Here is a 20,396-nt window from a genome sequence, read left to right as displayed (position 1 = left end):
GTCAGGGTAGACGCGGTGATGAGAACAAGCCTCCCCAAACAGCAAAAAGGCACGGCAGCGATAGAATTCGTGGCCGTGTTCGTGATTTTTTTCGCCGTGTTCTACGCAATGGTCAGCTATAGCCTGCCACTGCTGCTGAAGCAGTCGTTCAACCAGGCGACCGCCGAAGCCGTGCGCCTGGTCGTGGGCCTGGACCCGAGTATGCAAGGCTATGACGCGGCAGTGATCAACACGGCCAATAGCACCGTCGCCACACGCCTGGGGTGGATCCCCCCCGCCTTCAACTTCAATGTAGCGACACACGTCAGCACCACGCTGGTCAGCGGCCTGGTAACGGTAAAAATCAGCTACCCCACGGCCAATCTCCAGAACGTGATGCCATTTATCGTGTTGCCTGGCATTGGCACCGTGCCGCAGTTACCGGTGACGTTGCAGGCCCAGTCGAGCCTGCAGTTTTGACCGCCGGGGACAAACTCTTCGGGCGCCTGCTCGGCCGCAGTGCTGCGTTGGCCCTCGACACGCCGGCGCCTGCTTATGCCGGGCTGCACCTGCACCTGGACGCTCAAGGGCGCGTGCTCGAAATCAGCGGCACCTTACGTCAATACCTCGTCCCACACGCGGTCACGCTACCGTTGCAAGACTTGCTCAGCGCCGACAGCGCCCTGGCGTTGGAAGGCGTGCCGGCCGACTGGCAACGCCACAGCCTCGACCTGGATTTCCAGGGTGTCTCCGGGCAAACCCTGTACACCCGAGGCACGCTTGAGCCATATGACAACGGCTGGCTGCTGCATGCGGTGGACATCAGCGATTTACTCGGGGGCCGGCAACTGGCCGAGCAACGCGAACAGAATCACCACCTCACCAGCCTGGTCAGCGAGCACCTGCGGGTGTGCAGCCTCAGCCGTTTGCCCGAGGTGTTCAACGAACAGTTGTGCAGCGTGGCGCAGCGCTGGCGCATTCCCTGTGTGGGCCTCGCGTTGCTCGACCAGGAAGACCAAGGCTGGCGGGTCTACGGCCAGTACGCCAACCATGATGCGCCGCAGCTCTGGCATACCGGGCAACGCCTCGGCACCTGCCTGGACAGCCTCAACGGCACTGCACCACAGGCCCTCAAAGCGCCGTATGGGCGTGGCGAACACCCGCGTTTACACAGCGTGTTCGGCAACGCCGACGGGTTCCTTGTGCCCTATCGCGACGGCCAGGGCGTCGCCGCGTGGTTGTTGTGCGGGGCCTACCACGGTCAGCCCCACGCCAGTGATCGCGACTGGCTTGACCTCGCCGCCGCCCTCGCTGCGCCCTTGCTCAGCCGCCTGCGCGAACAGCGCCACCACCAACAGCTGGAGCGCCTGGAAGCCCTGCAAGGTTTGCTGGGCACAGGATGGTGGGAGCTGCTGCCCGGCAGCGGCGAGATCCAACTCGCCCCGCAATTGATGCGTAACCTGGGCCAGGAAGAAGAGCCGACCCGACAAGCCCTGGATACCTGGCTGAACCTGATCCACCCCGCCGACCGTCTTGAACTGCAGAGCCGTCTGCGGGATCTGCAAAACCTTGGTAAGCCTCTGCTCGCCAGCGTGCGCCTCAGTCGTAGCGACAGCACCTGGTATCGCGTCCAAGGCCAGGTGCTGGGCACCGGCGAGCAACGCCGTTGCATCGGTTTTATGCTCGACATCAGCGACATCAAGAACCAGCAGTTACAAGCCGACGTCGCCCATGCGCGCCTGGAAAACCTGATCGCCAGCTCGCCCGCCATCATCTACGTGCAACGCTATGTGAACGGCGCCCTGCATCCGGTTTTTTTCAGCGACAGCCTGCTGCCGCTGCTGGGTCGCACGCTGGACGAATGCAACCACGACAGCCTGGTGCAATGGGTGCATCCGGACGACCGCGACCTGTACTTCCAACGCACCCGCCAGTTGCTGCGCGAAGGCAGCGTGCGCAGCCGTTATCGGGTGCAAGACAAACAGGGCGCTTACCACTGGCTGCTCGATGAAGCCAAGCTGTTGCGCGACGACCTCGGCCTGCCGGTGGAGGCGGTTGGCCTGTGGCTGGACGTCACCGAGGCGACGCTGGCGGCGCAACAAGTCAAGGACAGCGAGGAGCGCTACCGCATTCTGGTGGAGGACTCCCCGGCGATGATCTGCCGCTACCGTCCGGACCTGACCCTGACCTTCGGCAACACGCCACTGGCCAATTACCTGGAATGCCTGCCACGCCAGCTGCCAGGGCTGAACCTGGGCAACTGGTTGTCGGACGAACAGCGTCAGGCGTTTGTACAACGCGTCCACCAATTGACCCCGGAATTTCCAGTCAGCACGGCTGAAATCAACCTGCAGCTGCCGGGGCGCGAGCACGCCTGGTGGGTGTGGTCGGACCGTGGAGTGTTTGATGAGCAAGGCGCGTTGCTGGAAGTACAGGCCGTGGGCCGCGACAACACTGAAGTACGCCGCTCCCAGCAACAACTGACCCAAAGCGCGAAAATGGCCACCCTCGGCGAAATGGCCACGGGCCTGGCCCACGAGATCAACCAGCCGCTGAACGTGATGCGCATGGCCATCGTCAACGTGCTCAAGCGCTTGAGCACCGGCAACGCAGAGGTGGATTACCTCACTGAAAAACTCCAGCGCATCGACGCCCAGGTGCAGCGCGCAGCGCGGGTTGTGGACCATATGCGCGTGTTCGGCCGCCGCTCGGAAGTCGAGCAACAACCTTTCGACCCGGCCCAGGCGGTCGAGGGTACCCTGTCGTTACTCAGTGAGGGTTTACGCGGCAAAGGCGTAGACGTGCGCCTGAGCCAGGCGGATATACCGGTGCAGGTCAAAGGTCATGTCGATCAGCTTGAGCAAGTGCTGATCAACCTGATGGTCAACTCGCGCGATGCGCTGCTCAGCCAGCGCGAGAGAAATCCCGAGCTGCGCCCGTGGATCGACATACATACCGAACACGATAGCCAGCACGTGCGCATCTGGGTCGAAGACAACGGCGGTGGCATCGACCCACGGCTGCTGGAGCGGATCTTCGAACCGTTTTTCACCACCAAGCCGATTGGCGTGGGCACCGGGCTGGGCTTGTCGGTGAGCTACGGTATCGTGGAAAACATGGGCGGTCGCCTGAGCGTCAGCAATGGTGAACAGGGCGCGCGCTTTTGCGTGGAACTGCCCAGGGCCGTCGATGCTTAAATCACCAGGTAGGCTTCCCCGGTCTGGCCACAGGTCAGGTTAGCGCCGACATTTACGTTCACAAGGCTGATGCCCAAGCTGTTCAACAGATTGTTGAGAATCGGGTTCAGCAGCGGGCCCAACAGGCCGTCCACCACCGGCGTGACGATGGTGCTGACGCCACTGAGCAGCGACACCGTGTTCGCTATCAGGCTGCCCACCGGGTTATTGCCCACCGGCTGATAGGCCGTGATACCGACGCCGTTGAGGGTGGAGGAAAGGCTGCTGACCACATCGGTGGACGGTGTGGCGGCCTGATAAGACGGCGCGAGCCCCACATTGGGCGGCGTGGCGAACGGCGCGGTGCTGGAAAACACCTGGGTTTGGACGCTGCCGGCGATCAGGCTTTGCACCTTGATCCCGATGCCGCCACCGGCAAACGGCACACGGGCATCGCAGCTACCGATACCGAGGATCTCATGGCAGGTCTTGGTGCCGATATCGATCAGCGCCAGGGGGGCCACCGTCATTGGCTGCGTGGTGGAGAACGCGTTGGTGATATTGCCTACGTTCAACGACGCCAGCGAAGTGGTGGTGCTGGCGGTCAGGCTCTTGGTGCCGGCGCTGCCGGTTGGGCAACTGTAGGCGGTGACATAACTGCTGGCGCCACCGGCATCCAACACGATATTGAGTGACAGGTTGCCCGGCAGCACCTGCAAATCCAACTGCTGGCAACCAGCCCCCAGCAAACACAGGGCCGAATTGATGGTGGTCACCAGGTTCAAGCTCAACAAGCCGTTGATCACCGGCGTCAGCGGCCCTGCCAGGTTATTCACCGCCGTATTGATCCCCGACAGACCGTTCAACACCGGCAAGCTGACGGTCACCTCGGTACGTACCTGAGCCGTACGCACGTAGATCGCATTCGGCCCCTGCGGGTTGGCTGCCGCCAGTGCCGGATTACCAATAGCCGACAATTGCGGCGGCTCGGTGACCTTGACCTGGGTGGTGATATTGGCCAACCCGAGCAGGCTTACCGGCAAGGTCGCCGCCACCGCGCTCTGGCTGTTGGACAGTTGCACGATGCCCTGGACCAGTTGGAAGACCTGAAGGTTGGCGTTGAGCGCCGCCGCGGTGACGCCCGTCTGCAACTGCAGGATCTGCCCAAGCGCCAGCGGTGCCTGATTGATTGCAGCCAATTGCAGGTTGCCCAGGGCGGTCAATACATCCGCTGTCGCGCCGTTGGCGGTCAGCACGTTGATCGCGGCCTGAATCAACTGTGTCGCAGTGACGTTGGTGTTGAGCAACTGTGTGTAATTGCCGGCGGTCACGTTGAGGTTGATCGCCAATTGGTTGAGGTAGCTGAGCAGGTTGATATTGGTATTGATCAGGCCATTCCAACCCGCGACCGTCAGGTTGACGTTGCCGCCGAGCAGCCCGGAAAACAACGGGTTCAACAGGCTGGCACTGCTCGTGTTGACGCTGGCCAGCGTGCTGCTGATGGAGAGCTGGGCCAAGGGCGGCGTGGGGATCGCCGCCACTGCCGTGGCGGTCAATACAGTGTTGAGGCTCAGCGGACTACCGGAGGTCAGTGCCCAGACGCCTGCCGCGACGCTGGTTGGGACGGTCTCGCTGACCACCACTTGAATGGCTGACGACAGCGCCGGGTTTGCGCTGAAGGTGCGCATGCCCGAAGCGCCGGTAATCACCGAACCGCAGCGGGCCACCAATGTATTGCCGTTACCCAGTACAAAATTATTGCGCGCCACACTTTGCGCAGCAAAGGCCGCTGCGCTCAAACCGGCCTGGCACGTCCCCCCACGGCTGACGGCCTCCAGCGCCGCGGTGTCCGCCACGCCTTGCAACTGGCGCTTGGTCAGATACAAACGACCACTGTCGATCACCAGTAATGTGCAAACCAATGCCAACGCCAACACACCCACCGCCATCAGACCAATGGCGCCACGCTGCTTACCTGGAAATCGGGGAGACATCGAGCACTCCTGTGCCGGCGGGTCGCCGAGCGCTTACTCTCCTGTGCTGTAGATGAGTGTAGACAGGGCTGACGCAAACGCTGCGTCTGAGGGTGCAGAAGATCCTCGGTGTGAGGTGCAGTGCGAGGTGCGGTGCGAGGATTTTCAGTGGGGTGGATAGTTGGAAAGAATCCTGCCCACGGTCGAGCGGATGGCATTGCTGCGGTCCTGCGGATTCGGCGTGCTGGCCATGATCTGTTCGTCACTGCCACGCCACACCAGTTTGCCGTCCTTGCCGTCGAGCAGGTCAATCTGGATGGTCGCCACTTTATAGGTGATGTTGCGCGTTTCGTTGTACATCGGCGCCCCCCAATAACCATTCCACGGGCCGCCCCAGGCGCCACCGTAATTGGTGGTGACTTGCTGCTGGCGATCCTCGACGATCAGGTAGGCCTGCACCTTGACGTCGGCATGACTGCCTGCCGCCGCAGGACGCAGGCCGCGTTGGTCGAGTTGTTCGCCCACGGCCTGGCGGATGCGCTGTTCGGTCAGGTCACTCTTGATACGCGGATCATCCGGGCGGTATTGCAGCGCCGGGTCGTTCCAGGCCCAACTGCGGTAGGCGCCAAAGTCGCGGCTGGCGTCGAAGTCATGGTTGACCTGACTGGTCTGGCAGCCGCCCAGCAATACAACAACGGCAAGTGCAGCAATGCGACGAAACATGGATGTTCTCCAAAAGACGTTCGAGCCTGAGATGAGAATAGCTGCTAACTGGGTGGATAGGCAGTCATTGCCTTCTGCATCGCTTCGCGTAACGCCTCAGCTCGCTCACTCAAGCTGCCCTGGCTGGTGGTTTCGGCGCTGGTGCTCCAGACCGGCTGGCGGGTACGCGCGTCGAACAGGCTGATCCGCGCCACCGCTACGGTCACTTCATAGGTGCGCACCACAGGCACCGTGTTGTACATGCCGTAGCCATTGCCGTAGCGGTTATAGCCGCCGTAGCCGTAGCCATAATCGTCCTGCACCTGCCGCAGACGCTTTTCCAGGCGCACATCGGCACTCACCAGCAGGTCTGGCGCACGGTTGTCATGCAATGGGCGCAGACCGCGCTGATCGAGGGCTCCCACCACCGCCTCGGCGATCTGCGCCGAGTCGACCCAGGCCGAGCCCGCCGGCAGCTGGCCGTTGAGCCAGGCCCAACTGCGATAGGCACCGTAGTCACGCACCGGCGCCGGGTAGGCGCTGGCATCAAAGGTATTGGCCGCCCGGGCCGGAGCCGGCGGCATCGGCGCCGAGCTCGGCACATAAGGGTTGGGGCTGGAGCAGGCCCCCAGACCGAGAGACAACAGGATCAAACAGAGACGGCGCATTTCGACCTCCGCAAACTGGGCCGCTTAAACCGGACGGCAGATCCAGTGTAAATAACGCCCAAGTCCGGCAAAGCTTGGGTGACGACGATGGGCAAGTTCCATCTCCAACACATCCTGCAAGTCGGCACGGGCCTGGAACTCCACCGGCATATAGTCGTGGAACACCCGCACGCCACTTTGGCTTTCGACTTGCCACAGCCCCTCAAGTTGCGCCGCCAACTCACGAGGATCAAGCGGCTGTTGCGGCGTGAGGCTCTGCTTTTCGCCGGCCATGACGTTCTTGCGCATCTTGCGGAAGTGGCCTTTGAGCAGGTTGCGATAAATCAGCGCATCGCGGTTGTAGAACGCCAACGACAACCAGCCGCCAGGCACGGTGAGCTGGTGCAGCACCGGCAGGATCGCATGGGGTTCGGCCAGCCACTCCAGCACGGCATGGCACAGCACCAGGTCGTAGGGTTCGGTGAGTTGACCGAGCAAGTCCTGCCAGGGCGCATGGATAAAAGTCGCGGTCTGCCCGGCCTCGGCGAAGCGTTGACGGGCACCCTCGAGCATCGGCTCGGCAGGTTCGGCCAACGTCACCTGGTGGCCGCGCTCGGCCAGCCATAGCGACATGTGCCCAAGGCCCGCACCGATGTCCAGCACGCGCAACGGGCGATCCGGCAGGGCTTCGCTCAGGTCGGCCTGTAGCACTGCCAGGCGGATCGCGCCTTTGGCGCCGCCATAAATCTTCTCGGCGAAACGCGTGGCAAGTTGGTCGAAATGACGATCACTCATGGATAAACCGCCGTTCGCTGTCGGCCAGCTTGGCGCGCACCACCTCGTTCATGTCCAGCCCCAGTTCACTGCACAGCAACAACAGGTACAGTACGATGTCGCCGACTTCCTGGCCGGCGTGGGCGAGTTTGTCCGCGGGCAACTGGCGCGACTGGTCTTCGGTCAGCCATTGGAAAATCTCCACCAGCTCGGCCATTTCCACACTGGCGGCCATGGCCAGGTTTTTCGGGCTGTGGAACTGCTTCCAATCGTTGGTATCGCGGATGCGATGCAGGCGTTCGGTGAGGTGTTCGAGGTTCATGCGCGGGCTCCTGAAGGCGTATAGCTTCGGGCGGATGAGCCATCAAGGCAAGTGAATCCATCGACACCAAACACAGCCCATGATTACACCACGGCAAACCTCTATGCTTATAGGGAACTCGCCTGGCGCAATCGCAACCAAAGGCACAGCAACGCCCACCCTCTCATCAGGACACACACATGCAGGTAGAAAGCTTTTTCGAATGGTTGGGCCAGGCGCTCGGTTCCATCATCCGCTTTATCGTCGACGGGCTCAGCGGGCTATTCGGCGCCTTGACCCACGCGGGTGGCAACTTCATCGATGGGCTGTCGCGCACGCTGGGCATGGACACCTCGATCATCAGCATCATTACCCTGATCATCGGCCTGATGCTGTTGTACTCGGCAGTGCGCGCGTTTATGCGGGCGTCGATCATCGCCGGGATTATCTGGCTGATGCTGGGCCTCTGGCTGCTCAGCTGGGTCGTGCATTAATACTTGAAAGCCTTACTCACCGACTGGCGCCATCGCCCCACTCATCGCCGCGTCTGGGCCTTGGCTGCACCGATGATCCTGTCCAATATCTCGGTGCCGCTGGTGGCCCTGGTAGACAGCATGGTCATCGGCCACCTGCCCCACGCCCATCAACTGGGTGCCGTGGCTGTCGGCGCCAGCCTGTACACCTTTCTCGCCTGGGCCATGGGGTTCTTGCGCATGGGCTCCACCGGGTTTGCCGCGCAAGCCAGCGGGCGCGGGGATGGCGCGGCGTTGCGACAAATCCTGCTGCAAGGTCTGTTGCTGGCGCTGGGCCTGGCGATACTGCTGGGCACGGTAGGCATTCCCCTGAGCCATCTGGCGCTGGAGTGGATGCAACCGTCCACCGAACTGACTGAACTGACCCGCGAGTTCTTCCACACGCGCTTGTTCGGCCTGCCTGCCGCGCTGTCCAGCTATGCGCTGGTCGGCTGGTTCCTCGGCACACAGAACGCCCGTGCGCCGTTGGCGATCCTGCTGACCACCAATCTGGTCAACATCGCCTTGAACCTGTGGTTCGTGCTCGGTCTGGATTGGGGCGTCGTCGGTTCGGCGCGGGCGTCCGTCGTGGCCGAGTGGACCGGCGCCCTGCTCGGCCTGGCGATGACGCAGAAAGCCCTGCGTGCCTACCCCGGGCATATCGCCTGGGCTGCATTGAAGCGGTGGCAAAGCTGGCGCCCACTGCTGGCGGTCAACCGCGACATTTTCATCCGCAGCCTCGCCCTGCAATCGGTATTTTTCATGATCACGGTGCAAGGCGCACGCCTGGGCGACGCCACCGTGGCGGCCAATGCGCTGCTGCTCAACGGCCTGCTGCTGACGGCTCACGCGCTGGACGGCCTGGCACACGCAGTGGAGGCACTGTGCGGTCATGCCATTGGGGCCCATGATCGCCAGGCGTTGCGTCGTTCACTGGTGGTTGCCGGCGGGTGGTCATTGATCGCCAGTACGGGGTTCGCCTTGCTGTTCACCTTCGGCGGCCACCTGTTTATCGCCATGCAAACCGATATCGCCAGCGTGCGCGAAACTGCCGACCGCTACTTGCCTTATCTGGCGGTACTGCCGCTGATCGCCGTATGGAGCTACCTGCTGGACGGTCTGTTTATCGGCGCAACGCGGGCACGGGAAATGCGCAATGGCATGTTGCTGACCGTCTTGCTCGCACTGCCATTCGCCTGGGCGTTGCAGGGCCTGGGCAACCACGGCCTGTGGATAACTTTCCTGCTCTTTATGGCGCTGCGCAGCCTGACCCTGGCATTCATCGGCTGGCGCCTGAACACTCAGAACCGGTGGTTGGCCGAGCCATGAAATAAAAACCCACCTGAGAAGGTAAATGCCATTCAGTTAAGGAGGAGCATAGATCACTGTGGCGAGGGAGCTTGCTCCCGCTGGGTCGCGAAGCGGCCCCAGCTTTAGGCTTGAAAAGGCTGGGCCTGCTACGCAGTCCAACGGGAGCAAGCTCTCGCGCCACAGGTTACTCGTTGTCCGCTCTATCGCTTAACTGACTGGCATTACCTGAGAAGGCGGTTTTTTGCTAAAACGCTATCGCCTCACGACGACAGGTAAGACGAGCGAGTCAACCCGAGGCGCAATGCGTCAAGGAACTGGGTACGTTCACTCGCGCTGATCTTCGCGCTGGCGCACTTGTCGCGGTAGTGAGTCATCAACTCCTCCGGCGACAAGTGCACATAGCGCAACATGTCTTCGATGGTGTCATGGGTCTCGATCCCGGCGCTGTACACCGAACCGTCTTCACGCTGGTAAATGTTCACCGAGTCGGTATCGCCGAACAGGTTGTGCATATCCCCCAGGATTTCCTGGTAGGCGCCCACCAGGAAGATACCCAGCAGGTAGTCCTCACCTTCGTTCAAGGAATGCACCGGCAGGCTGGTCTCGATTGACTGCTCGTCGACGTACTGCTTGATCTTGCCGTCGGAGTCGCAGGTCAGGTCCTGCAGTACCGCACGGCGCAGCGGCTCTTCGTCGAGACGGTGCAACGGCAGGATCGGCAGCACCTGGCCGATAGCCCAGGTGTCCGGCAGGCTCTGGAACACCGAGAAATTGCAGATGTACTTGTCGGCCAGCTTGTCGTTGAGTTCGTCCAGCACCTGGCGGTGCGAGCGCTGGCGGGCCTTCAACGAGTTGTGCAGGCGGCGGCACACGGCGAAGTAGCATTGTTCGGCCAGGGCTTTCTCGGCCAGGGTCAGTTTGCCGTCGGCGTACTGGGTGGCCACATCGCTCATGTAGTGCGTGGCGCGCCAGTAGGTCTCAGTGACCATTTCGATGTCGGTCGGGCCGAGCAGGTCGACCAGCCACTGCACGGTCTCCGGCAGCGCTTCCTTGTTCTCGATCTGCGGCACGTCGTCGTTGTGTTTCTCGACGTCGGTGACCTGCACCACCAGCATGGCGTGATGCGCCGTCAGGGAGCGGCCGCTTTCGGAGAAGATGTGCGGGTGCGGCAAACTCTGCGCGTCGCAGAATTCCTTGAGCATCCCCACCACTACGCCGGCGTAATCGTCCATGTCGTAGTTGATGGAGCTGGCGTTACGCGAGTGCGTACCGTCGTAGTCCACGCCCAGGCCGCCGCCGACGTCAATGTGATCCACCGGCAGGCCGAGGTTGCGCAGTTCGCCGTAGTAACGAATAGCTTCCTTGAACCCATGCTGGTAGTCGGCCAGGTTGGCGATCTGCGAACCCATGTGGAAGTGCAGCAGACGAATGCCCTGATCCAGGCCGGCAGCGCGGAAGCGCTCGACCACCGACAGCAACTGCGCGGCCGACAAACCGAACTTGGACTTCTCGCCTCCGGTGTCCGCCCACTTGCTCGACGCCAGCGACGACAGACGCACGCGCAGGCCAACCTGTGGCTTGACCTTGAGGCTCGCGGCCTCTTCGATCACCAGGCCGACTTCGGATTCTTTCTCGATCACAATGAACACGTTGTGGCCGAGCTTCTGGCCCATCAGCGCGAGGCGGATGAACTCGCGGTCTTTGTAACCGTTGCAGACGATAGTGCCGCCTTTCGGCGCCAGGGCCAGTACGGCCAGCAGCTCCGGCTTGGAACCGGCTTCCAGGCCGATGGATACGTTCTGGGTGGCGATGATGTTTTCGATCACCGCTTCCTGCTGGTTCACCTTGATCGGATAAAGCGCGGTGTACTTGCTCTGGTATTCCAGGCGCTCGATGTTCGAATCGAACGCACCGGTCAGTTGGCGCACGCGGTCTTGCAGGATGTCGGGAAAACGCACCAGCAGCGGCAAAGACAAGCCGCTTTTGCGCAACTCGTCGACTTGCTCGTACAAATCGACGGGTGTGCTGTTCGGGCCGTTCGGACGGACTTCAACGCGACCGGCATCATTGATCGCGAAATACCCGGCCCCCCAATGGCGAATCCCGTAAACGCTGCGGCTGTCCGCAACTGTCCATTGGCTGCCATCGTCTTTGCGTGTGCGTCGTACGGACATCGAAGTCCCCTATAAATGAAGTCGAAGGCACCGCCCCATGTGAGGCTGGCGCAGTCTAAAGAATGAAAATGACGATTTGCCTGCAAGAAAGGTAGACCCCGCTCGCAGGACAGAGTTTAGACACAGGTCGGGAAGAGGCTTTCAGCCGCCGGACTTCTTGGCCTTGTACCCGAGCTTGATCAACTCGGCCAACAGCAACTCGACGTGATCGCCCTGGATCTCGATGACGCCGTCTTTCAACGCCCCGCCGGTACCACAGCGCTTTTTCAGCGTAGTGGCCAGTTCCTTCAGAGCATCTTCGGCCAGCGGTACGCCGGTGATGGTCGTCACCGTCTTGCCGCCACGGCCTTTGCTCTCGCGTCGTACACGGGCAATACCGTCGCCTTCAGGAATCAGGGTCTGTTTGCAGGTGCAAGCGGCCACGGGCTGACTACAGTCCGGGCAGTGTCGACCTGCATCGGTGGAAAATACCAGGCCACCAAGGGCGGCGAAGGATGCGGCTTTTTTGGCCACCGGCAATCCTCTTGGGAGGACAAAGACAGATCGGCACCTGCGAAGAGGCCGCCGACCGCGAAGCCCCACTCAGGCAGGGGCAGCGCTACCGAACCGCAAAGGGTGGTTCGGGTGAAAAGTCGCGCAGTGTAACCACAAAAAGCCGACTTGCTAAGAGCCAAATGGCGCCAATTTATACAACTTTAGCGACGCGAGGCCAGATAGCGCCGCAAGCCCTCTTGAGCGTCCGGGCAGTAAGGCTTTTGTTCAGCCTCCTGCAGGACATCTTCAATGGGTAAAAAGCGCGCTTCCATGACCTCTTCGGGCTGCAACCGCAGGGGGCCGTCCCACACGGCGGAGTAGGATCTGCACCAGAGCCGGCTGTCGCCATCCTCAAAGTAGAAATGGTCGTGTTCGACCAGTTCCACACCCGTTACACCCAGTTCCTCGGCAAGCTCGCGCCGAGCCGAAACGGCGTAGCTCTCATCCTTTTCCACCATCCCGCCAGCCGCCGTGTCCCAGAACCCGGGATACAGCGCCTTGCTCAAGGTGCGCCGATGCACACACAGCTCCCCTCGGGAGTTGAACAAAAAGATAAAGGTGCAGCGGCCGATCAGGCCGCGCTGGCGAAGGTCTGACCGGACGAGGTGCCCGAGCAGGTTGTCCTGCTCGTCGACCCAACAGATCAGTTCAGCGTCGGAGGCCGCGCGGTGTGCGGCCTCCCTTTGAATAGCGTCCATCATCAACCCTGGTTGAGGAGCTGACGCAAATCGATCACTGCAGCGTTTGCCCGGGAAATATAGTTGGCCATTACCAACGAGTGGTTGGCGAGAATGCCGAAACCACTGCCATTGAGAATCATAGGACTCCAAACGGTTTCCTGCGAGGCTTCCAACTCACGGATGATCTGACGCACGCTCACAGTGGCGTTCTTCTTGGCCAGGACGTCTGCAAAGTCGACTTCAATGGCGCGCAGCAGGTGCGATAACGCCCACGCCTGGCCACGGGCTTCGTAGAACACGTTGTCGATCTGCATCCATGGCGTTTCCACCACTTCCTCATCGACCTGCGGCACTTCACCCGGCGCCAGGGCTTCGGTTTTCAATGCGGTGTTCAGCTTCACCCGGCCCACACTGGCCGACAAACGTTGCGACAGCGAGCCCAGGCGAGTGGCGACATCACCCAGCCAGTTGTTCAGGTTGTCGGCTCGGGCGTAGAAGAGCGCGCCCCTCTGGTTCGGGTCGGACAGGCGCGCTTCATAGCGGCTCAGGGAATTGATACCTTCCTGATATTCAGACTCGCTGGACGGCAGCACCCAGCTCTTATTGTCGAAGTTGAAGCGAGGCTCGGCCTTGGCCAGGTCGCCGTCTTCAGCCGACTGCGACTGGGAGCGGGCAAAGTCTTTACGCAGGGCGCGTGTCAGGTCACGTACCTGCACCAGCACCCCGTATTCCCAGCTCGGCATGTTGTCCATCCACAGGCCAGGCGGGAAGCGGTCGTTGGAAATGTAGCCGCCGGGCTTGTTAAGCAACGTGCCGACCACTGTCTTGAGGGTTTCGACAGTGGTGTAGCCCACCACCATCTGCTTGCCTTCCTTCTCGGCGGCAAGCTGGGCATTTTGCTGGACCGGGAACAGCGCCGGCTCTTCGCTCCAGTACCAACCCAGGGCACCGGTGACCAACAGGTACAAGCCCAACACGCTGAGCAAGGCTTTGCTCATCAGCAGGTTGCGAAAGTAGCCACGGTTGGCCGACTTGGGCTCAGGGGCGGGGCCTTTGGCACTGCCTTCACGGTTTTTCCAGTCCAGCATGGCGATATCCTTTCAATCACTTGAGTTCATGCACATCACTTGTCAGGGTGCGTTCAAACACTCCGACCACAACCCTACCCCATCGTGCCCGTCGGTGCGGGCCTTTTAAACGAAAGTGGCGTTCGGAGAGTGTTCGACTATAAAGGATGAACGCTTTTTTAGCTGCGCGACCATGAAGTCAAAAACTGAATCGCCAAGACTTGCACTTAATTGACGTATGACACTCATGCAACAGATAAGAGGTGCTAGCATAGAGCCATCAGTCGACCTCAGCATGCACCCTTACTAGTAGTCAGGATATGACCGAGCCAGAAGACCCCAGCCGTGAGCGTCTCAAGCACCATTTTGCCCAGCGGGTAATTCATCAGGCACGTCAAATTCTTGAGATCTGGCAACGCCTGCAACGAAGCGAATGGTCGAACGCCGATTTTTCCGAACTCAGCGAGGCCAACCTGCGCCTGCTGCGCTTTGCCGAACGCTTCGAACAGCCGGAGCATAGTCAGCTGGCGCGGCATATCGGCGAATCCCTGAAGGCTGTGGACGAAAATCGCGGGCGCTTGAGCAGCCACCTGATCACCGAACTCAACCGCCTGATGCAACGCCTGTCACGCACCGGCCTGCGCCAGGGCGACCAGCTGGACCAAACGTTCCTGCCGCCGATGCGCAAGCCGATCTACGTGATGCTGGCCGATCACGACCGCGCCGAGCGCCTGGCCAAGCAGTTGGAGTTTTTCGGCATGAGCGCCCAATCCCTGGACAGCGTCGCGGCCTTTCGTGCGTCGATGGCCGAGCGCCTGCCGTCCGCCATCGTGATGGACGTGGACTTTTGCGGCGAAGGCCAGGGGCTCAAACTCGCCGCCGAAGCCCAGGAGGGCCTGGAGCAAAAGCTGCCGCTGCTGTTTTTCAGCCTGCATGAAACCGACACGCCGACCCGCCTGGCCGCCGTACGCGCCGGTGGCCAGGAGTTCCTTACCGGCACGCTGGAAGCTTCAAGCCTGCTGGAAAAGATCGAAGTGCTGACCTGCGTCGCCCAGTACGAGCCCTATAAAGTGCTGATCATCGACGACTCGCGCGCCCAGGCGCTGCACACCGAGCGGCTGCTCAACAGTGCAGGCATCGTCACCCGCACGCTGATCGAACCGATCCAGGCCATGGCTGAACTGGCGGATTTCCAGCCGGACCTGATCATCCTCGACATGTACATGCCCGCCTGCACAGGCACCGAACTGGCCAAGGTGATCCGTCATAACGACCGCTACGTCAGCGTGCCGATCATCTACCTGTCGGCCGAGGATGACCTGGACAAACAACTGGACGCCATGAGCGAAGGCGGCGACGACTTCCTCACCAAGCCGATCAAGCCACGTCACCTGATTACCACCGTGCGCAATCGCGCCGCCCGTGCGCGCAACTTGAAGGCGCGGATGGTGCGCGACAGCCTGACCGGCCTGTATAACCACACCCATATCCTGCAATTGCTCGAAGACTGCAGCTTCCGCGCGCGCCGCGAGAACAAGCCGTTGAGCTTCGCCATGCTCGATATCGATCACTTCAAACGGGTCAATGACAGCCACGGCCACCCCATGGGCGACCGTGTGATCAAGAGCCTGGCGCTGTTTCTCAAGCAGCGTTTGCGCAAGACCGACTATATCGGCCGCTACGGCGGTGAAGAATTCGCCATCGTGATGCCCGACACCGACCTGGAGTCGGCCTGCAAGGTGCTGGATGAAATCCGCGGGCGCTTTGCCGAAATTCATTACCCGGCCCAACCCGAGGATTTGTGGTGCACGTTCAGCGCCGGCCTGGTTGAGCTGTGCGACGGCTCCGACAGCCTGATGATGGCCGCCCAGGCCGACGAGGCGCTGTACCGTGCCAAAGGCGCAGGACGCAACCGCGTACTGGCTGCGCGCACATCGAGGCAAAGTGCCATCTTTTCACCGGAATCCAGTGATACCGTCATAACTGTGTAACAGAAACGCAATAACTTCAGGCACTTATCTTTTGCTGTCGGTTGAAACCACGCATGCGCCTGAAGCTGCTGACCAATCTCAATACCCTTCTGTTGGTGGCCGTGTGCCTGGCACTGGGTGCGACACTGTGGTGGTCGCAACGGGCGCTGGAGCGACCTTACCTGCTGATGGAACGTTACCTGGGGCTGTCCCAGACTTTTCAGAACCAGGCCGCGCGCAATATCGACGATTACCTGGCCAGCGGCGACGCCTTGCGGCTGAGCGGCGCCAACCAGAGCCTGGAAGGCCTGTTGCAACATCTGGATGAACTGCCGGCGGACCTCGCCCAGAACCTTCGCCCCAGCCTCGTCGACCTTGATACCTTCAGCAAAACCGACCTGCTGGCCGCCGGCAAACTGGCGGGTGACCCGCAGGCGCTGTTGCTGCAAGCCGAACGCGAAATGGGGGCGAACCTGGAACAACTGAGCCAGTACGCCATAGGCGTCAACTCGCCTGAGGCGGCGCGCTACCTGCCGCCCCTGCTGGACGCGTCCCAGCATCTGGGCAAGTTGTCCCTGGCTCGCGACAAGCTGGTCAGCAGCGGACGCGCCGAACTGGCCGACGATGTAGAGCGAGAACTGGCCAGCATCCGCACCCAGGCCGACCTGTTGGCGCAACTGCCCTTGCTTGGCGTCAAAGCCAGTACCGAATCCGGCGCCGACGACTTCTCCGCCATGATGGGCCTGGAAAACAACGAGAAGACCGAAGCGCAAGACACTGGCGTCGATCTCAAACGCGAGCTCAACAGCTTGCTGACCCGCTACCCTGCCGAACTCAAGCGCACGCGCGAGCAGATCCAGCAACGCGCCAACCTCGCCTCGAGCACCCATTTGAAAATCGCCGCCGTGCAGCAAGCCATCGCCGGCCTGGAACCCGTGGTGCGCGCGCAGCACGGCAAGATCCAGGGCGAAGTGCGCCTGATGCAAGGCGTGATGATCGGCCTGATCCTACTGATCGCGCTGTTGATCGATACCCTGCAGCGGCGCCTGGCACGGGTACTGACCAATCTCGCCCCGGCCCTTTTGACCTGGGCCGAAGGCGACTTCAGCCAGCCGATCGCCCTGGGCAAGACCAACCGCGAGCTGCACGACATCGAAGCCTCCCTGAACCGACTGCGCGCCTACCTGGTGGACTTGGTCGGCACCATTCGCGGCAACGCCGAGGAAGTCGCCGGCAGCAGCCGTACCCTCGCCGAACTGAGCAGCGGCCTGCATGACGGCGCCGAGCGTCAGGCCGGCGATACGGCGCAGATTCGTGACTCCCTGGGCGAGCTGGAAGCCACCATCCAACAAGTGGCAGGTGATGCAAGCCAGGCCGCCGACGCCAGTCGCAGCGCGGGCCAGGCGGTGGAACAAGGCCAGCGGGTGATCGGCCTGAGCCTCACCGGGCTGCATGCACTGGTCGGCGAGGTTCAGCAAAACGCGCAGATGATCGAAAAACTGGCCGAGGAGTCCGCCACGATCGGCGGCGTGCTGACGGTGATCCGCTCGATCGCCGACCAGACCAACCTGCTCGCCCTCAACGCCGCCATCGAAGCCGCTCGCGCCGGTGAGGCCGGGCGCGGATTTGCCGTGGTCGCCGATGAGGTTCGCTCCCTGGCCCAACGCACGGCGGGCGCCACGGCGCAAATCCAAGACCTGATCGCCGGCCTGCAAACCGCCGCACACCAATCGGTGCAAGGCATGCGCGCCCAGGTCGAACATGCCGAAGCCACGGCCCAGCAGGCACAGGCGGCGGATGGCGCGCTGGATGAAATCGTCGGAGCGATACAGACCATCTCCGAGACGGCAGTGCGCATCGCCGATGTGACTGCACAGCAGAGTGGCGCAGTCAGTGAAATTCGCGATAACAGTGAGCGGATTCACCAAATGGGTGAGGATAACTTGCTGCGCATCGGTCAAGGGCGCCGTCAGGGTGAGCACCTGTTGGTGCTCGGCGGGCAACTCAATACGGCCGTGCAAGCCTTCCGTGTTTGACACGACCTTCCATCATGGAAATCAAATGTGGGAGAGGGCTTGCCCTCCACATTGGATCTCCAGTGCTTCCTGACTGTATCAGCCATGACTGGATCCAAAGCTTCAGTCACAAATTTCGCGCAATCCTCGGTAATCGTGCCGCCTACTGCATAGAACTGGACAGTCACAAAGGCTTTGCGGCATAGTCGCCGGGTTCTGCCGTACCCAATCAATAACAAGGAACAGCCGATGGCGACCTTACTGGTTCTTCACGGACCCAATCTGAACCTGCTCGGCACCCGCGAACCGGGCGTCTACGGGGCAGTGACCCTGGATCAGATCAACCTTGATCTTGAACGACGGGCTCGTGAAGCCGGCCACCATCTGCTCTACCTGCAAAGCAATGCCGAGTACGAATTGATTGATCGTATCCATGCCGCGCGCGGCGAAGGCGTGGACTTTATCTTGATCAATCCAGCCGCTTTTACGCATACAAGCGTTGCTTTACGTGACGCGCTGCTGGCGGTGAGCATCCCATTCATCGAAGTGCATTTGTCCAACGTGCACAAACGCGAAGCTTTCCGCCATCACTCTTATTTCTCCGACGTAGCGGTAGGAGTGATCTGCGGCCTTGGCGCCAGCGGTTACCGACTGGCCCTGGAGGCCGCCCTGGAACAACTTGAACAACCGGCCAAGCGCCCCTGACCGACCCTTGGGAGTTGATGATTCATGGATATCCGTAAAGTTAAGAAACTGATCGAACTGCTGGAAGAATCCGGTATCGACGAGCTGGAAATCAAGGAAGGCGAAGAGTCCGTACGGATCAGCCGTCACAGCAAGACCCCGGCCCAACAGTACTACGCCCCACAGATGCAGGCACCGGCACCAGCCGCCGCTGCTCCGGCCGCCGCACCCGTTGCCGCCGCCGCACCTGCAGCCCCGGCCGCACCAGCGCTGAATGGTTTCGTGGTCAAGTCGCCAATGGTCGGTACTTTCTACCGCACCCCGGCTCCGGGTTCGCCAGCCTTCGTCGAAGTCGGCAAAACCGTGAAAGTGGGCGACACCATCTGCATCGTTGAAGCGATGAAGATGATGAACCACATCACCGCTGAAAAAGCCGGCGTCATCGAATCCATCCTGGTAGAAAACGGTCAGCCGGTTGAGTACGACCAGCCGCTGTTCACCATCGTTTGAACCGCGGAGCGCCTTCGATGTTGACCCCTGCGAAGAAACTGCAAAAAGTCCTGATCGCCAACCGCGGCGAGATCGCGCTGCGTATCCTGCGCGCCTGTAAGGAAGAGGGCATCAAGACCGTCGCTGTTTACTCGACGGCCGATACCGAATTGATGCACGTGAAACTGGCCGATGAAAGCATTTGCATCGGCCCGCCACTGGCCTCGAACTCCTACCTGAACATCCCGAACATCATCGCCGCGGCAGAAGTGACCGGCGCTGATGGCATCCACCCGGGTTACGGCTTCCTCGCGGAAAACGCCGACTTCGCCGAACAGGTGGAAAAATCCGGCTTCGCCTTCATTGGCCCCAAAGCCGATACCATTCGCCTGATGGGCGACAAGGTGTCAGCCAAGGACGCGATGATTGCGACCGGCGTGCCAACCGTTCCTGGTTCTGATGGCCCGCTGCCTGAAGACGAGCAAACCGCCCTGCGCATCGGTCGCGAAGTCGGTTACCCGGTGATCATCAAAGCCGCTGGTGGTGGCGGTGGTCGCGGCATGCGCGTGGTGCACAAGGAAGAAGACCTGATCGAAGCGGCCAAGCAGACCCGCGCTGAAGCTGGCGCCTGGTTTGGCAACCCGATGGTCTACCTGGAAAAGTACCTGACCAACCCACGTCACGTGGAAGTGCAGGTGCTCTCCGATGGCCAGGGCCACGCCGTGCACTTGGGCGACCGCGATTGCTCGCTGCAACGTCGTCACCAGAAGGTGCTGGAAGAAGCTCCGGCACCGGGCCTGGACGAAAAGGCTCGCCAGGAAGTCCTGGCTCGCTGCGTCAAGGCCTGCATCGACATCAACTACCGTGGTGCCGGCACCTTCGAGTTCCTCTACGAGAACGGCCGCTTCTACTTCATCGAGATGAACACTCGTGTGCAGGTAGAGCACCCGGTTACGGAGATGGTCACCGGTGTCGACATTGTCAAGGAGATGCTGAGCATCGCCGCTGGCAACGCGCTGTCCTTCACCCAGGACGACGTGAAGATCCACGGCCACTCCCTGGAGTGCCGGATCAACGCCGAAGACCCGAAAACCTTTATGCCGAGCCCAGGCCTGGTCAAGCATTTCCATGCTCCAGGCGGCAACGGCGTTCGCGTCGACTCGCACCTGTATAGCGGCTACAAGGTTCCGTCCAACTACGACTCGCTGATCGGCAAGCTGATCACCTGGGGCGCGACCCGCGACGAGGCCATGGCCCGCATGCGTAACGCTCTGGACGAAATCGTGGTTGACGGCATCAAGACCAACGTCCCCCTGCACCGGGACCTGGTTCGTGATGAAGGCTTCTGCGAAGGTGGTGTGAACATTCACTACCTGGAACACAAGCTGGCCAACCAGTAAGTGCTCTA

At 61.3% G+C, this 20,396-nt stretch carries 18 protein-coding genes; 9 read left to right on the top strand and 9 right to left on the bottom strand.

Features of this window, described 5'->3' with window-relative positions; genetic code table 11:
* Positions 1 to 18 precede the first annotated feature (18 nt).
* Together M5B97_RS18905 and M5B97_RS18900 are read left to right on the top strand one after the other, a co-directional pair.
* On the top strand, positions 19 to 459 hold the full coding sequence (locus tag M5B97_RS18905; RefSeq protein ID WP_134660943.1) for a TadE/TadG family type IV pilus assembly protein: 441 nt from the start codon (positions 19 to 21) through the stop codon (positions 457 to 459).
* Positions 456 to 3,176, top strand: coding sequence for an ATP-binding protein (locus M5B97_RS18900; RefSeq protein ID WP_248732304.1), 2,721 nt, complete (start codon positions 456 to 458; stop codon positions 3,174 to 3,176). The genes M5B97_RS18905 and M5B97_RS18900 overlap by 4 nt, the downstream gene beginning before the upstream one ends.
* Here the strand turns inward: M5B97_RS18900 and M5B97_RS18895 are convergent.
* The 5 genes from M5B97_RS18895 to M5B97_RS18875 all read right to left on the bottom strand — a co-directional run bounded on the left by M5B97_RS18895 (position 3,173) and on the right by M5B97_RS18875 (position 7,573).
* A complete protein-coding gene (locus M5B97_RS18895; protein WP_248732303.1) occupies positions 3,173 to 5,149 on the bottom strand; it encodes a pilus assembly protein TadG-related protein in 1,977 nt (658 codons plus the stop codon). The genes M5B97_RS18900 and M5B97_RS18895 overlap by 4 nt on opposite strands.
* A 144-nt stretch (positions 5,150 to 5,293) precedes the next feature.
* Complete coding sequence (locus M5B97_RS18890) at positions 5,294 to 5,851, bottom strand: DUF4136 domain-containing protein (protein ID WP_123716037.1); 558 nt, start codon at positions 5,849 to 5,851, stop codon at positions 5,294 to 5,296.
* A gap of 44 nt (positions 5,852 to 5,895) precedes the next feature.
* Entirely contained in the window at positions 5,896 to 6,498 is a 603-nt protein-coding gene (locus tag M5B97_RS18885; RefSeq protein ID WP_123716038.1) for a DUF4136 domain-containing protein, read from the bottom strand.
* Between the two features lie 24 nt (positions 6,499 to 6,522).
* Positions 6,523 to 7,272, bottom strand: a complete 750-nt coding sequence (locus M5B97_RS18880; protein ID WP_123716039.1) for a methyltransferase — start codon at positions 7,270 to 7,272, stop codon at positions 6,523 to 6,525.
* Positions 7,265 to 7,573: a MazG-like family protein gene (locus tag M5B97_RS18875; protein WP_034095697.1), complete on the bottom strand. Its 309-nt coding sequence runs from the start codon at positions 7,571 to 7,573 to the stop codon at positions 7,265 to 7,267. Before M5B97_RS18875 ends, M5B97_RS18880 begins: the two co-directional genes overlap by 8 nt.
* A 179-nt stretch (positions 7,574 to 7,752) precedes the next feature.
* Between M5B97_RS18875 and M5B97_RS18870 the strand changes: the two genes are divergently transcribed.
* Positions 7,753 to 8,046 (top strand): hypothetical protein, encoded by a 294-nt coding sequence (locus tag M5B97_RS18870; protein WP_123716040.1) that lies wholly within the window; start codon positions 7,753 to 7,755, stop codon positions 8,044 to 8,046.
* Positions 8,047 to 8,049: 3 nt separating this feature from the next.
* Complete coding sequence (locus M5B97_RS18865; protein WP_248732302.1) at positions 8,050 to 9,393, top strand: MATE family efflux transporter; 1,344 nt, start codon at positions 8,050 to 8,052, stop codon at positions 9,391 to 9,393.
* Between the two features lie 242 nt (positions 9,394 to 9,635).
* Here the strand turns inward: M5B97_RS18865 and speA are convergent, their stop codons facing one another.
* The 4 genes from speA to M5B97_RS18845 all read right to left on the bottom strand — a co-directional run bounded on the left by speA (position 9,636) and on the right by M5B97_RS18845 (position 13,851).
* Positions 9,636 to 11,549 carry an arginine decarboxylase gene (gene speA, locus M5B97_RS18860; RefSeq protein ID WP_123716042.1) on the bottom strand — a complete coding sequence of 638 codons (1,914 nt, stop codon included), beginning with the start codon at positions 11,547 to 11,549 and terminating at the stop codon, positions 9,636 to 9,638.
* A 141-nt stretch (positions 11,550 to 11,690) separates the two neighbouring features.
* Positions 11,691 to 12,062, bottom strand: a complete 372-nt coding sequence (locus M5B97_RS18855; RefSeq protein WP_123716043.1) for a translation initiation factor Sui1 — start codon at positions 12,060 to 12,062, stop codon at positions 11,691 to 11,693.
* Between the two features lie 182 nt (positions 12,063 to 12,244).
* Positions 12,245 to 12,781 (bottom strand): NUDIX hydrolase, encoded by a 537-nt coding sequence (locus M5B97_RS18850; protein ID WP_248732301.1) that lies wholly within the window; start codon positions 12,779 to 12,781, stop codon positions 12,245 to 12,247.
* 2 nt (positions 12,782 to 12,783) lie between these two features.
* Complete coding sequence (locus tag M5B97_RS18845) at positions 12,784 to 13,851, bottom strand: DUF2333 family protein (RefSeq protein ID WP_134660950.1); 1,068 nt, start codon at positions 13,849 to 13,851, stop codon at positions 12,784 to 12,786.
* A gap of 299 nt (positions 13,852 to 14,150) precedes the next feature.
* On the opposite strand from M5B97_RS18845, the gene M5B97_RS18840 reads away from it, so the two are divergent.
* From M5B97_RS18840 to accC, 5 genes are all read left to right on the top strand, one after another.
* Entirely contained in the window at positions 14,151 to 15,821 is a 1,671-nt protein-coding gene (locus M5B97_RS18840) for a PleD family two-component system response regulator (RefSeq protein WP_248732300.1), read from the top strand.
* A gap of 53 nt (positions 15,822 to 15,874) precedes the next feature.
* Complete coding sequence (locus M5B97_RS18835; RefSeq protein WP_123716046.1) at positions 15,875 to 17,836, top strand: methyl-accepting chemotaxis protein; 1,962 nt, start codon at positions 15,875 to 15,877, stop codon at positions 17,834 to 17,836.
* 228 nt (positions 17,837 to 18,064) lie between these two features.
* Complete coding sequence (aroQ, locus tag M5B97_RS18830; RefSeq protein ID WP_010213488.1) at positions 18,065 to 18,520, top strand: type II 3-dehydroquinate dehydratase; 456 nt, start codon at positions 18,065 to 18,067, stop codon at positions 18,518 to 18,520.
* A 24-nt stretch (positions 18,521 to 18,544) separates the two neighbouring features.
* Complete coding sequence (gene accB, locus M5B97_RS18825; RefSeq protein ID WP_134660952.1) at positions 18,545 to 19,009, top strand: acetyl-CoA carboxylase biotin carboxyl carrier protein; 465 nt, start codon at positions 18,545 to 18,547, stop codon at positions 19,007 to 19,009.
* Positions 19,010 to 19,026: 17 nt separating this feature from the next.
* On the top strand, positions 19,027 to 20,388 hold the full coding sequence (accC, locus tag M5B97_RS18820) for an acetyl-CoA carboxylase biotin carboxylase subunit (RefSeq protein ID WP_248732299.1): 1,362 nt from the start codon (positions 19,027 to 19,029) through the stop codon (positions 20,386 to 20,388).
* Positions 20,389 to 20,396: the final 8 nt, after the last annotated feature.

Source organism: Pseudomonas sp. MWU13-2517, assembly GCF_023242545.1.
GTDB lineage: Bacteria > Pseudomonadota > Gammaproteobacteria > Pseudomonadales > Pseudomonadaceae > Aquipseudomonas.
This window is presented reverse-complemented; position numbering and strand designations above follow the sequence as displayed.